Genomic DNA, 13,256 nt, shown 5'->3' with positions numbered 1-13,256 from the left:
GATTGCGCCAGACAAGGGTGTGATGATCCGTCAGTTTTCTGACGCGAAGGGGGGCGTGCCAGCTCAGGCCGGTTCAGCGTGCTCGACCATCAGCTGCACCGTGGTCTTGCCGTTGTACTCATTGGCATCGAGGCGGAAGGCGACCTGGGCATGATCGGGCAGGGCATCGGTATGGCCGAACCAGATGGCGTCGTACTTGCGGCCGCCTTTTTCCAGCTGCAATTTGAGGTGTTTCTCCTTCAGGATGCGCTGGCTGAGCACGCGGAAATGGTCGCAGAACACGGGCGGTGCAAAGCCCTGGCCCCAGACCTGCTGGTCCATCAGGGTGATGAATTCGACCGAGTAATAGCTGTCCTCCAGTTCACCATCGGTTTCGATGACGCGCTCCAGCTGGTTTTGCGTGAGCCAGTCGCGGCCAACGGCCTCGAAGGCCTGTGAGAAGGCATCAAAGGCGTCTGCATGGATGGTCAGTCCGGCCGCCATGGCGTGGCCACCGAACTTGGTCATCACCGAGGGCGCGTGCTTGGACACCAGGTCCAGCGCATCGCGCAGGTGGAAGCCCGCAATCGAACGGCCCGAGCCCTTGATGAACCCTTCATCGCCGGGCGCGAAAGTGATCGTGGGACGGTAGAACTTGTCTTTCAGGCGCGAGGCCACGATGCCGATCACTCCCTGGTGCCAGGAGGGATCGAAGACGGCGATGGTGCGGCGGTCGGCCGGATTGAAGTCGTCCAGCAGCAGCAGGGCGGTGTCCTGCATGCCGGCCTCGATGTCGCGCCGTTCGCGGTTGATGGCGTCGAGTTGCTGGGCGATGGCCCAGGCGCGGCCTTCGTCGTCGGTAGTCAGGCATTCGATGCCCAGCGACATGTCGGCCAGGCGGCCGGCGGCGTTCAGGCGCGGGCCCACGGCAAAGCCGAGGTCGAAGGGGGTGGCGCGACGGGCTTCGCGGCCGGCGGCGCGGAACAGGGCGGCGATGCCGGGATGCATCTTGCCGCTGCGCATGCGCTTCAAGCCTTGGGCCACCAGGATGCGGTTGTTGGCATCGAGCTTGACCACGTCGGCCACCGTGCCCAGGGCTACCAGGTCCAGCAGGCTGTCCAGGCGCGGCTGGGTCTGGGCATCGAACAGGCCGCGCTTGCGCATCTCGGCGCGCAAGGCCAGCAGCACGTAGAACATCACTCCTACACCCGCCAGGTTCTTGCTGGGGAAGCCGCACTGCGGCTGGTTGGGGTTGACGATCACGCGTGCGTCCGGCAGGGCGTCGCCCGGCAGGTGGTGGTCGGTCACGACGACGTCGATGCCGCGCCGCTTGGCTTCGGCCACGCCGTCGATGCTGGCGATGCCGTTGTCGACGGTGACGATGATGTCGGGATTCTTCTCGCGCACGGTCAGTTCGACGATCTCGGGCGTGAGGCCATAACCGTATTCGAAGCGATTGGGCACGATGTAGTCTACCTGCGCGCCCAGCAGGCGCAGGCCACGCAGGCCCACGGCACAGGCGGTAGCGCCGTCGCAGTCATAGTCGGCGACGATGACCAGCTTCTTGCGCTGGGCAATGGCATCGGCCAGGTAGCTCGCCGCCGCGTCGATATGCAGCAGGCCCGACGGCGCAATCAAGGCATTGAGCTCGCTGGCCAGTTCACGCGCAGTAGACAGGCCACGCGCCGCATAGACGCGCGCCAGGACCGGGTGCACGCCTTCGGCAATCAGTTGCTCGGCTTGGGAAATGTCATAGGACCGGGTGGTGACGCGAATCATGCCGCCAGCTCCTGGAGTGAAGCTTTGCGCCAGAAACGCCGTAGCGCGCCCCGCGTGACCGCCACTTCCTGGCTGCGGTCAGCACCGGTCAGGATCAGGTTCAGCGATTCCAGGCTGCCGGCCTTGAGCGACACCAGCAAGGGCGCCAGCCAGTCGCGGTCCAGGTGTTCCAGGTGCTGCAGCCACAGGCCCCATTCCTCGGCCAGCGCCGCTTCGGCCAGTGCATCGAGTACCAGCAGGCGATGGCCGCTGCCTTGGGCAACCTGGGCAGCGCCACCGTCGGCACCCTCTTCGCCGAAGGCGCGCAGCCAGCCGCGCAGGCCGAAGCGCTGGGCGTAGGCGTCGTCAGCGCGCACACCAGCATCGGCACCGCCCCAGATCCAGATCGAATTGATGGCCTTCTGGCCGCGCATTTCGCGCTGTTCATTGAGCGACTCGGCAAACCACTGCATCTGCACCTCGTTCTGCAGCTTGCGCCAGGCCAGCTCCCCGGGACCTTCCGGCATCCAGATGTCGACGTTGCGCCCGCTGGCGGCCGATGGCGTGGAAGTGCGCAGCCCGGCCCAGGCGTCGGCCCGGATGAACCAGGTACGGGCATCGCCATAGACCAGCTCGTGGCCGATCTCGGCAAACAGGGGCAGGGCGGCGGCAAACAGGCGGCGCGATTCATCCTCTTCCAGCTGCAACTGGCCGATGTCGGTCAGCACCAGGTGGTCACGCGCCACGTGGATGTGGGCCGGATGCAGGACGAACCAGTGACCGGCCGCAGGCGGATGGCCCAGGCGCTGCATCAGCGCGCTGGCGGCGGCGGGGCTGGAATCCTGTGGGGCTGGCGGCAGGCCGAAGCGGCGGGCCAGCCAGTGTTCATGGGGCAGGGCGCGCGAAAACGGATCATGCGCCTGGCGTGGCGCGGCCTTGCCACGGCCCAGCAGCATGGCCAGGGCCGGTGCCTGGGCCTGGCGCAGCAGGTCGCGCGCCAGTTCAGCCGGCGGCAGGGCAAAGGGAATGAGGATGTCGAGTTGATTCATGGGGCGCTATTTTAGCGGCTGGCGCGCCGCTTGGCCCCGGTTGCCTGAACAAGGCTTCACTTCAAAGCGGGGTCAGCCACTGTTCCAGGCCTTTTTGGCCCGCTGGCGCACCAGCATGCGCACGCTCTCGGGCATCGGCGTGCGGGCGCCATTGGTCTCGGCCGAGAACCACAGGCTGTCTTCGAAGAAGGGCAGCATGCGCGGGGTGATGAAGCGGCTGCGGATGCCGTTGACGTGGCGGTCGCCCTGTGCGGTTTGCTGGGTGATGTAGAAGCGCTGCGGCACCACCAGGTGCAGATATTCCTTGGCGCGCGTCATGGCCACGTAGAGCAGGCGCCTCTCTTCGGCAATCTCGGCCTCGCTGCCGGTGGCCAGGTCCGAGGGGATGCAGCCATCGACCACGTTGAGCACGTGCACCGAGCGCCATTCCTGGCCCTTGGCGGAGTGGATGGTGGAGAGCGTCAGGTAATCCTCATCGCGGTAGGGCGGGGCGGAGAAGTCGCTGCTGGCTTCGGGCGGGTCCAGCGTCAGTTCGGTCAGGAATTTTTCGCGCGAGGCATAGCCATTGGCCAGCGCGGCCAGTTGCTCGATGTCGGCGGCGCGGGCGTCGGCGTCTTCGTAGCGCTGCTCCAGTTGCGGCAGGTACCAGTCACGCGCGGCCTGGATGTCCGTGGGCCAGCTGGCACTGGCGCGGCGCATCAGCGCATAGGTGTCGGCGAAGGCTTGCCATTGCAGGGCGATGGCGGCGGGCGCGCCGAAGTTCAGCAGCGCATCGGCCGGATCGCTGGCGGCGGCCATCCGGTCCAGCACCTTCCTGGCGGTCGCGGGACCGACGCCGGGAATCAGTTGCAGCGCCCGGAAGCCCGCCATGCGCCCGCTGGGATTGTGCGCCAGGCGCAGCAGCGAGAGCAGGTCCTTGATGTGGGTGCTTTCCAGGAACTTGAGTCCGCCAAACTTCACGAAAGGGATGTTGCGCCGGACCAGCTCCAGTTCCAGCGCCGCGCTGTGGGTGGCGGTACGAAACAGCACCGCCTGGGATTTCAGGGTGAGCCCTTCTTCACGATGCGCCAGGATGCGGTTGGCCACCCAGCGCGCCTGTTCGGCCTCATCCGGGATGACCACCAGCTGCGGTTTCTGTGAGGACGGCTTGTCGCTCCAGAGCTGCTTGACGTGCCGTTCGGGGGCATCGGCGATGACCGCATTGGACGCCTGCAGGATGGGCTGCGTGGAGCGGTAGTTCTGTTCCAGCGTCAACAGCCGCGCCGGCTGGGTGAACAGCTCGGGAAAATCGAGGATGTTGCGCACAGTGGCGCCCCGGAATGAATAGATGGACTGGGCATCGTCGCCCACGGCGGTCACGCCGGCCCCGTCGGGCTTCATCCTTTGCAGGATCTCGGCTTGCAGGCGGTTGGTGTCCTGGTATTCATCCACCAGCACATGGTCGAAGCGCGCCCCCACCGATTGCGCGATCTCGCGCTCGGAGAGCATGTCGGCCCAGAACAGCAGCAGGTCGTCGTAATCCAGTACGTGCTGGGCTTCCTTGGCATCGACATAGCGGCTGAAGAGTTCGCCCAGTTGCCTTTCCCATTCCCGGCACCAGGGAAATTGGGTCTGCAGCACGGTGCCCAGGTCTTGCCGGGTATTGACCGCACGTGAATAAATGGACAGGCAAGTGCCCTTCAGCGGGAAACGCTTGTCGGTGGAGGACAGCCCCATCTCATGGCGCAGCAGGCCGATCAGGTCTTCGGAATCGCCGCGATCCTGGATGGTGAAGTCTTCTTCCAGGCCGATGACGGCCGCGTACTCGCGCAGCAAGCGCGCGCCGATGGCGTGGAAGGTGCCTGACCAGGGTAGTTGCGGCGGGCTGTCGGTGGCTGCGAGCCCCAGCACCTGGCGGATCACCTGGCCCACGCGCCGGCCCATGTCGGCGGCCGCCCGGCGCGAGAAGGTCAGCAGCAGGATGCGTTGCGGGTCGGCGCCGTCGAGGATCAGCCTGGCGACCCGGTGCGCCAGGGTATTGGTCTTGCCCGAACCGGCACCGGCGACGATGAGCAGCGGCGGCTGCTGTGCCGGTGCAAGCTTGCTGCCATGCTCGACCGCCTCGCGCTGCTGCGCGTTCAGGCGCGCAAACGGATCGCGCTCGCCGCCATGCGGGCTGCTGGTGTCGGGGGTGTCCTGGGCGAGTTCGGATGGCATGGGGCGGAGAAATTCATATCGGCGAGCGGAGTGCAAGGAGGTACTGTATATATAACCAGTTCCTGATGCAACATCATGCACATCTTTCCTATGAAGCATCCTGCCGCGAACCTCTGCCGTGGAAGTGAATCTACAAGCTTCACGGCGGGCGACCGACGGGTCAGGCGCGAGGACGGGGCAGGCGGCCAGGGATGGGCCATGGCTCCAAACTGTGGCAAACTTCGCGCTTTGTCTTCGCCCGTGTTGGCGTGCAGCCAGAGGATTGCGTCCCCAACCGGGGCGCGAGACGACTGGCGGCACATTGTGCAGGCCCTCTCCCGGAGCAATTTTGAGTCTGATTAAAAACCTGCCGTTCGAATGGCTGGTCGGTATCCGCTACACGCGGGCCGGCAAGCGCAGCGGCCGCAACAGTTTCATTTCCTTCATTTCCCTCATTTCCATGGCCGGCATCGCGCTGGGCGTGGCTGCGCTCATCGTGGTGCTGTCGGTCATGAACGGCTTCCAGAAGGAAGTGCGTGACCGCATGCTTTCGGTGCTGGCCCACATCGAAGTATTCGATGCCTCCGGTTCCATGAAGGACTGGCAGGCCGTGGCCAAGCAGACCTTCCAGAACCCCGAGGTGCTGGGCGCTGCGCCCTACGTGTCGGGACAGGCCATGATGACGCGCGACGACAACCTGCGCGGCGTGCTGGTGCGCGGCGTGCTGCCCGAGGAAGAGCCCAAGGTCTCGGACGTGGCCAAGCAGGTCAAGCAGGGCAGTTTCAATTCCCTGAAGCCCGGCGAATTCAACATCGTGATCGGCGGCGAGCTGGCGCGCGGCATGCGCGTGGGCCTGGGCGACAAGGTCACGGTGATCGTGCCCCAAGGGCAGGTGACCCCGGCGGGCGTCTTGCCGCGCCTGAAACAATTCACGGTGACCGGGATCTTCGAGGCCGGTCATTATGAATTCGATTCGTCGCTGGCCTTCATCGACCTGCAGGATGCGGAAACCCTGTTCCGGATGGACGCCCCGACCGGCGTGCGCCTGCGCATCCGCGACATGCTGCAGGCCCCGGAAGTGACCCAGCAGCTGGCGCGTACCCTCTCCGGCGACCTGTACCTGCGCGACTGGTCGCAGCAGAACAGCAACTGGTTCGCGGCCGTCAAGACGGAAAAGCGCATGATGTTCATCATCCTGGCGTTGATCATCGCGGTGGCGGCCTTCAACCTGGTGTCCACGCTGGTGATGACGGTCACCGACAAGCAGGCCGACATCGCCATCCTGCGTACGCTGGGGGCTTCTCCCGCCTCCATCATGAAGATTTTCGTGATCCAGGGCGCCTTGGTGGGCCTGGTGGGCACGGCCATCGGCGTCGGCCTGGGGGTCTTGGTGGCGCTCAATATCGATGTGCTGGTCCCGGCCATCGAGCGGGCATTCCACGTGCAGTTCCTGCCCAAGAGCATCTACGTGATTTCTGAATTGCCGTCCGAACTGATCTGGTCGGACGTCACCACCATCGGCGGCCTGGCCGTGGTGCTGGCGTTCCTGGCTACCTTGTATCCGAGCTGGGCAGCGGCCCGTGTCAAACCGGCGGAGGCCCTGCGCTATGAATAACAACGATCCGATCAAGAACCGCCAGGCCGTGCTGTCGTCGCGCGGCTTGGGCAAGACCTTCACTCAAGGCAAGTATTCCGTGAAGGTATTGGGCAATGTCGATATCGACGTCTACCATGGCGAGCAGGTCGCCATTGTCGGCGCTTCGGGTTCCGGCAAGTCGACCCTGCTGCATTTGCTGGGCGGGCTCGATACGCCCAGCACCGGTACCGTCAGCCTGCTGGGCAAGGATTTCGCCAGCCTGGGCGAGAGCGAGCGCGGCACGCTGCGCAACCAGTCGCTGGGCTTCGTCTACCAGTTCCACCATCTGCTGCCGGAATTCTCGGCGCTGGACAACGTGGCCATGCCGCTGATGATTCGCCGCGTCAAGCGGGCCGAGGCGCAGGAACAGGCGCGCGAGATGCTGGAGAAGGTCGGCCTGGCGCAGCGCGTGACGCACGTGCCGGGGGAGCTTTCCGGTGGCGAGCGCCAGCGCGTGGCCCTGGCGCGCGCGCTGGTGACGCGCCCGGCCTGCGTGCTGGCCGATGAACCGACCGGCAACCTGGACCGCAGCACCGCCGACCGCACCTTCGAACTGATGATCGAACTCTCGCGCACCCTGGGCACGGCCTTCGTGATCGTGACCCACGACATCGAACTGGCAGGCCGCTGCGCACGTGTGTTGCGCTTGTCCGACCAGGGCCTGAAAGTGGCCGGTCAGCAGCCTTGATGCAATCCGGGTAAGCTAATGCCCCTGACGCCGCCGTCTTCATGCAAGACGGCGGTGTGCTTTTGAAGACACGAATACCTGTACAGACGGAAACTGGAGCAAGACAATGAACACCCGCCAATGGCTAGAGACCCTGGTCGCCTTCGATACCACCAGCCGCAATTCCAACCTGGAACTGATCACCACCGTGCGTGACAGCCTGGAAAAGCAGGGCATCTCCTCCTGGCTGGCGCACAACAAGGAGCAGACCAAGGCCAACCTGTTTGCCACCTTGCCCGCCACCGCCGGCCCCAACGCGGGCAGCACCGAGGGCGGCATCGTGCTTTCCGGCCACACCGACGTGGTGCCGGTGGACGGCCAGAAATGGGACACCGATCCCTTCAAGCTGACCGAGAAGGATGGCAGCCTGTTCGGTCGCGGTACCTGCGACATGAAGGGTTTCATCGCAACGTCGCTGGCCCTGGTGCCGGAATTCCTGGCCATGCCGCGCGTGAAGCCGATTCACCTGGCGTTCTCCTATGATGAAGAAATCGGCTGCATCGGCGCGCCCGTGATGCTGGAAGAAATCGTCAAGCGCGGCATCAAGGTCGATGGCTGCGTGGTGGGTGAGCCCACCAGCATGAACGTGGTGGTGGCGCACAAGGGCATCAACGTGTTTGCCTGCAAGGTGCACGGCAAGTCCGCGCACTCTTCGCTGACCCCGCAGGGTTGCAACGCCATCGAGCACGCCGCGCGCCTGATCTGCGCCATCCGCGATTTTGCCGATGGCTACAAGGCCAATGGCCCGTATGACCAGTTCTTCGATGTTCCCTTCAGCACCATGACCACCAATCAGATCCGTGGCGGCATCGCGGTCAACACCATCCCCGAGCTGTGTGAATTTACTTACGAGTTCCGCAACCTGCCGGGCATGAGCGTGGCCGACATCCAGGCGCAGATCGACAAGTACATCGCCGAGGTGCTGCTGCCCAAGATGCGCAGCGAATTCCCGGACGCCCGCGTGGAGATCGACAACTTTGCCGGCAGCCCGGCGCTGGAGGCGGTCGAACAGGCGGCCATCACCGAGCTGGTGCGCGCCCTGACGGGCGACCGCGAAACCCGCAAGGTGGCTTATGGCACCGAGGCTGGACTGTTCCAGCAGATCGGTATCCCGACCATCGTCTGCGGTCCTGGCGACATCGGCAATGCCCACAAGCCCAACGAGTTCGTGACGCTGTCGCAGATGGAACGCTGCGAGCAGTTCCTGCGCAAGCTGGGCAAGTCGCTGCAGCCGGCCTGATCAGGCCTGAGCGCTGCGCCCCGGTAGCGGGCGCGATGAAGGACGCGAGCGATCGCGTCCTTTTTTCATCTCTGCGCGTGAAGAATCCGGTGTTTCTTTACCATTGTTAATTACTGCAAGAGGGCGTTAGACGGTAAACTGCGCAGGTTGAAGCCGGTTCAAACCGGCTATGCTGTTCAAACAACAAGACGCTTCGGGGGAAGCGAGCCGCATCAGCCTGGCTGAATCATGCTTGCGCGGCCCCCGCGGCGGGTGTCGTTATCCGGAACCGCTGCCCTGTGGGCCGGTCTTTCCGATTTTCGCCAAGCCAGCACATGTGGGTCGATACGCACTGCCATCTCGACGCCGGGGAATTCGGCGACCGTTCCGCTGCCGTGGCCGCCGAGGCCGCGCAGGCCGGCGTGCGCGCCATCGTCATTCCCGCCATCGCCAAAGTGAACTTCAAGGAGGTCGGGCGGCTGGCGCGCGAAGTCGGCAATGCGGTTTATGCGCTGGGCATTCATCCGCTCTATGTCCCTACCGCCAAGGAGTCCGATCTGGAGGTGCTGCGCACGGCCATCGCCGAGGCGCTGGAGGATCCGCTGTTCGTCGGTATTGGCGAAATCGGGCTGGATTTTTTCGTGCCCGCACTGAAAGAAGCGCCGCTGCGCGAAAAGCAGGAATTCTTCTTTGCCGAGCAGCTCAAGCTGGCGCGCGAGTTCGACCTGCCGGTCCTGCTGCATGTGCGGCGTTCACAGGACATCATCCTCAAATACCTGCGCCGTATCCGCGTTCCGGGCGGCATCGCCCATGCCTTCAATGGCAGTGATCAGCAGGCCCGGACCTTTGTTGAACTGGGGCTGCACCTGGGATTCGGCGGTGCCATGACCTTCCCGCGTTCGCTGCAGATTCGCCGCCTGGCAAAGGAACTGCCCTTGTCATCCATCGTGCTGGAGACCGACGCGCCGGATATTTCCCCGGCCTGGCGCCATCCCGACATCAATACACCGGACCAGATCCCGCGCATCGGGGAAGTCCTGGCCGAGCTGCGCCAGCTGCCCTTGCCGGAGATCGCCGCCGCCACGACCGCCAATGCACAAGCCGCGCTGCCACGCCTGGCGCATGCTGGATTGCCCCTCTGATGCGTGCGCTGATCATCGGGTTTGCCATCGGCGTGGGATTGCTGCAGGTGCAGGGCCAGCTGCCCGGCGCCGAGTGGTATGCGGTCGGGCTGGTGCTGGCGCTCTTGCTGGGTTTTACGGCCTGGAAATTCTGGCAGCCTTTCCTGCGGGTGCCGCTGTTGCTGACCTGCGGTGCCTGGCTGGGTTTCCTGTGGGCGGCTTCCTTCGCACTCTATTACCTGGACCAGGAGCTGCCCAAAGCCTGGGAAGGGCGTGACATCACCGTCATTGGCACCGTCGCGGACCTGCCTGCGCATACCGAGCAGGGCGTGCGCTTCCGTTTCGATGTGGAACAGGTGGTGGTGCAGGGGGGCGTGAAGCCGCCGGTACCGCCCCGCCTGGCGCTGTCCTGGTACGGCAACCAGCGCTACCAGCAGCCCGCCGAGGATGGCGAACAGGCCGCCGCGCCCCGGATGGCCGTGCCTGACCTGCGGCCGGGTGAGCGCTGGCGCCTGCAGGTGCGGCTCAAGCGTCCGCATGGCAATGCCAACCCGGATGGCTTCGACTACGAGCTCTGGCTGCTGCAGGATGATGTGCGGGCGACCGGCTATGTCGTGGGCCGTCCGGCAGCGGCGGGGGCTGCGCTCACCGCGCTGAACCGGCGTGTCGATGACTTCGTCTGGACGCCTTCCCATATGATCGACAGCGCCCGCGGCTGGCTGCGCGACCGCATCTACGCGGCGCTGCCCGAGGCCCCCTATGCCGGCGTGATCGCGGCCCTGGTCATGGGCGACCAGCGCGGCATCAACCAGGCCGACTGGACGGTGTTCAACCGTACCGGCATCGGCCACCTGATGGCCATCTCCGGCCTGCACATCACCATGCTGGCCGCCTTGTGCGGCGGCCTGGCAAGCTGGCTGTGGCGGCGCTCCTTCTTTACGGGGGCGCAATTGCCGCTGCGCCTGCCGGCCCAGAAGGTGGCCGTGATCGTGGGGATGGCAGCGGCCTTCGTCTATGTGCTGCTGGCCGGGTTCGGCGTGCCGGCGCAACGCACCCTCTACATGCTCATCGTGGTCGGGATCGCTTTCTGGCGCGGTCGTATCGTGCGTGTCTCGGTGGTGCAGTGCCTGGCGCTGGCGCTGGTCTTGCTGCTCGATCCCTGGGCGGTGCTGTGGCCCGGCTTCTGGCTTTCCTTCGGGGCCGTGGCCTTGCTGCTGTATGGTTCGGTCGGTCGCATGCAGCCGCCACAAGCCATGGCGGCGGCGGCTTCGCGCAAGCACTGGTGGCCGGCCTTGCTGCAACGGCTCAAGGAGGCCGGTTATGCGCAGTATGTCGTCACCCTCGGGCTGGTGCCGCTGACGGTGCTGCTGTTCGGCCAGTACTCCCTGGTCAGTCCGATTGCCAATGCGGTGGCCATTCCGCTGGTGTCGCTGGTCATTACGCCGCTGGCCCTGCTGGGCAGCATCCTGCCCACCGTGCTTGCGCAATTCGTGCTGCAGGTGCCGCACCAGCTGCTGGTGTGGCTGGCCGATTTCCTGCAAGTGCTCAACGCCATGCCCTGGGCGGTCTGGCAATCGCCGCTGCCTGGCGCGTGGATGTTTGCGCTGGCCCTGGGCGGCACCCTGCTGGTGCTGGCGCCGCGTGGCTGGCCGGTGCGCTGGCTGGGGCTGTTCGGCTGGCTGCCCTTGCTGCTCAACGCGCCGGTGGCACCGGCTGAAGGCAGCATGCGCGTGACCGCCTTCGATGTGGGGCAGGGCATGGCGGTGCTGGTGGAAACCCCGGGCCATCGCCTGCTCTACGACACCGGCCCGTACTACACCGCTGAATCGGACGGTGCCACGCGGGTAATCCTGCCTTACCTGCGTGCGAGGGGGATCGACCATCTGGACCGGGTCGTGATTTCGCATAACGACAACGATCATTCCGGGGGCGCCTTGTCGCTCTTCAAGAATCTGCCGGTGGATAGTGTCTATTCCTCGCTGGCCACGGAGAGTCCCATCCTGCGGGCTGCTCCGGCGCATACGCGCTGCCAGGCGGGGCAATCTTGGAACTGGGATGGCATCGGCTTTACCGTGCTGCATCCGGACCCCGCCAGTTACGACAGCGACAAATGGCGGCCCAATGCGCGCAGTTGCGTGCTGAAGGTGCAGATCGGGCGCCAGTCCGTCTTGCTGGCCGGGGATATCGAAGCGGTGCAGGAAGATGAACTGGTCAGCGGTCCGCTGGCAGACCGCTTGCCCTCCACCGTCTTGCTGGCGCCGCATCATGGCAGCGGAACCTCCTCCACCGAACCCTTCCTGCGGGCGGTGCGGCCGGAGTTGGCGGTGTTCCAGGTCGGCTATCGCAATCGTTTCAATCACCCCAAGCCGGAAGTGTATGAACGCTATGGCAAGCTGGGCATCCGCCGCCTGCGCACTGACGAAACCGGCGCGCTGACCATGACCCTGGGCGACCAGTTGCAGGTCGAGCAATATCGCAAGCAGCATGCGCGCTACTGGTACGAGCAGTGATGCCAGCGGGCAGCCTTGCCGGCCCGGTGGCGCAATTCTTCATTTCGCGATGCGGGAAAATAGCACGCTCGCGGCGCTTGCCGTTTTGCTATGCTGCGGCCATTGCCCAGCCAGTGCCTTTCCATGAGCCTCCCGATTCTTCATTTCGCCCACGCCAACAGCTATCCGGCGGGGACCTATGGCATGTTCTTCGAACAGTTGCGCGCCCATTACGATGTGCGCGCCTTGCCTATCCACGCCCACAATCCGCGCTTCCCGGTCGATGACGGCTGGCGGACCCTGGCCCGCGAGCTGCGCGAGGAGCTGGACCGCAGCTATGCCGAGCCGGTCATCCTGGTGGGCCATTCCATGGGCGGCATCCTGGCGCTGATGGCCGCCCGCAAGCGGCCGGCGCTGGTGCGCTGCGTGGTGCTGCTGGATTCGCCCATCGTGGCTGGTTGGCGTGCGCACCTGCTGCGCCTGGCCAAGCTGCTCAAGTACGAAAGCCGCCACTCGCCCTCGGTGGCCTCGGCGCGACGCCGCGACAACTGGCCCGACGTGGAAGCGGCCTACCAGCACTACGCGGCCAAGTCCCTGTTTGCCGCCTGGCCGCAGCAGGTGCTGCGCGACTATGTGCAGCACGGGCTGGTGCCGCAGCCCGGCGGCGGCGTTAGGCTGCGCTTCTCGCGGGAGACCGAAACGGCGGTCTATCGCACCATTCCGCATCACTTGGGACGTCTGGCGCGCCAGACTTACCCGGTGCCGGTGGGCTTCGTGGGTGGTATCGATTCGGTGGAGTGCCGCCTGGCCGGACTGGATGCCACGCGCCGGCTGGTCGGTCCAAATTTCCTGCAGATCGCCGGAGGGCACCTGTTCCCGATGGAGTCGCCGGTGGAGGCGGCCCAGGCCACGCACACCATGATCGGACAGTTGTTGCAGGGCAGGGGGCTTCAGGTTGAATAGTGCGGAGATGAACCAATCTGCCGGGATGATGGTCAAGAAGCCAGTCCCGGCGGCCGGTCATGTTTTCCTGCTGCAAGATTGTCGATGACGAGACACTAATCGCACGCAGGCTTAAAAAACGAGCCGGTTTTGGGGTATAA

At 65.2% G+C, this 13,256-nt stretch carries 9 protein-coding genes; 6 read left to right on the top strand and 3 right to left on the bottom strand.

The annotated features are described in order from the left end of the window. Positions 1–63: 63 nt before the first annotated feature. The 3 genes from recJ to FYB76_RS22895 all read right to left on the bottom strand — a co-directional run bounded on the left by recJ (position 64) and on the right by FYB76_RS22895 (position 4,982). The gene (gene recJ, locus FYB76_RS22905) at positions 64–1,758 is read right to left on the bottom strand and encodes a single-stranded-DNA-specific exonuclease RecJ (protein ID WP_145601280.1); all 1,695 of its coding nucleotides are present in this window, start codon (positions 1,756–1,758) and stop codon (positions 64–66) included. Then, a complete protein-coding gene (locus tag FYB76_RS22900; protein ID WP_154135167.1) occupies positions 1,755–2,786 on the bottom strand; it encodes a hypothetical protein in 1,032 nt (343 codons plus the stop codon). Before FYB76_RS22900 ends, recJ begins: the two co-directional genes overlap by 4 nt. Positions 2,787–2,858: 72 nt before the next feature. Beyond that, the gene (locus FYB76_RS22895; RefSeq protein ID WP_154135166.1) at positions 2,859–4,982 is read right to left on the bottom strand and encodes an ATP-dependent helicase; all 2,124 of its coding nucleotides are present in this window, start codon (positions 4,980–4,982) and stop codon (positions 2,859–2,861) included. A 328-nt stretch (positions 4,983–5,310) separates the two neighbouring features. Here FYB76_RS22895 and FYB76_RS22890 point away from each other — a divergent pair, with 328 nt between their 5' ends. The 6 genes from FYB76_RS22890 (at position 5,311) to FYB76_RS22865 (ending at position 13,116) form a co-directional block, all read left to right on the top strand. Then, positions 5,311–6,576 (top strand): lipoprotein-releasing ABC transporter permease subunit, encoded by a 1,266-nt coding sequence (locus FYB76_RS22890; protein ID WP_154135165.1) that lies wholly within the window; start codon positions 5,311–5,313, stop codon positions 6,574–6,576. Continuing rightward, positions 6,569–7,285: a lipoprotein-releasing ABC transporter ATP-binding protein LolD gene (lolD, locus tag FYB76_RS22885; protein WP_039785536.1), complete on the top strand. Its 717-nt coding sequence runs from the start codon at positions 6,569–6,571 to the stop codon at positions 7,283–7,285. The genes FYB76_RS22890 and lolD overlap by 8 nt, the downstream gene beginning before the upstream one ends. 106 nt (positions 7,286–7,391) lie before the next feature. Further along, the gene (gene argE, locus FYB76_RS22880; protein WP_034341259.1) at positions 7,392–8,564 is read left to right on the top strand and encodes an acetylornithine deacetylase; all 1,173 of its coding nucleotides are present in this window, start codon (positions 7,392–7,394) and stop codon (positions 8,562–8,564) included. A gap of 314 nt (positions 8,565–8,878) precedes the next feature. Beyond that, positions 8,879–9,685, top strand: coding sequence for a TatD family hydrolase (locus tag FYB76_RS22875; protein ID WP_154135164.1), 807 nt, complete (start codon positions 8,879–8,881; stop codon positions 9,683–9,685). Next, positions 9,685–12,174, top strand: coding sequence for a DNA internalization-related competence protein ComEC/Rec2 (locus FYB76_RS22870; protein WP_154135163.1), 2,490 nt, complete (start codon positions 9,685–9,687; stop codon positions 12,172–12,174). The genes FYB76_RS22875 and FYB76_RS22870 overlap by 1 nt, the downstream gene beginning before the upstream one ends. Positions 12,175–12,297: 123 nt before the next feature. Beyond that, positions 12,298–13,116, top strand: a complete 819-nt coding sequence (locus FYB76_RS22865; RefSeq protein ID WP_195724706.1) for an alpha/beta fold hydrolase — start codon at positions 12,298–12,300, stop codon at positions 13,114–13,116. Positions 13,117–13,256: the final 140 nt, after the last annotated feature.

The organism is Herbaspirillum sp. CAH-3 (assembly GCF_009668275.1).
GTDB lineage: Bacteria > Pseudomonadota > Gammaproteobacteria > Burkholderiales > Burkholderiaceae_D > Herbaspirillum > Herbaspirillum aquaticum.
Note: the sequence above shows the minus strand (reverse complement) of the source record. Positions and strands in the feature narration are given on the sequence as shown.

What these genes read in the sequence shown, in the direction of transcription:
- recJ (WP_145601280.1), bottom strand. Translation starts at nt 1,758, where the DNA reads ATGATTCGCGTCACCACCCGGTCCTATGACATTTCCCAAGCCGAGCAA.
- FYB76_RS22900 (WP_154135167.1), bottom strand. Translation starts at nt 2,786, where the DNA reads ATGAATCAACTCGACATCCTCATTCCCTTTGCCCTGCCGCCGGCTGAA.
- FYB76_RS22895 (WP_154135166.1), bottom strand. Translation starts at nt 4,982, where the DNA reads ATGCCATCCGAACTCGCCCAGGACACCCCCGACACCAGCAGCCCGCAT.
- lolD (WP_039785536.1), top strand. Translation starts at nt 6,569, where the DNA reads ATGAATAACAACGATCCGATCAAGAACCGCCAGGCCGTGCTGTCGTCG.
- argE (WP_034341259.1), top strand. Translation starts at nt 7,392, where the DNA reads ATGAACACCCGCCAATGGCTAGAGACCCTGGTCGCCTTCGATACCACC.
- FYB76_RS22875 (WP_154135164.1), top strand. Translation starts at nt 8,879, where the DNA reads ATGTGGGTCGATACGCACTGCCATCTCGACGCCGGGGAATTCGGCGAC.
- FYB76_RS22870 (WP_154135163.1), top strand. Translation starts at nt 9,685, where the DNA reads ATGCGTGCGCTGATCATCGGGTTTGCCATCGGCGTGGGATTGCTGCAG.
- FYB76_RS22865 (WP_195724706.1), top strand. Translation starts at nt 12,298, where the DNA reads ATGAGCCTCCCGATTCTTCATTTCGCCCACGCCAACAGCTATCCGGCG.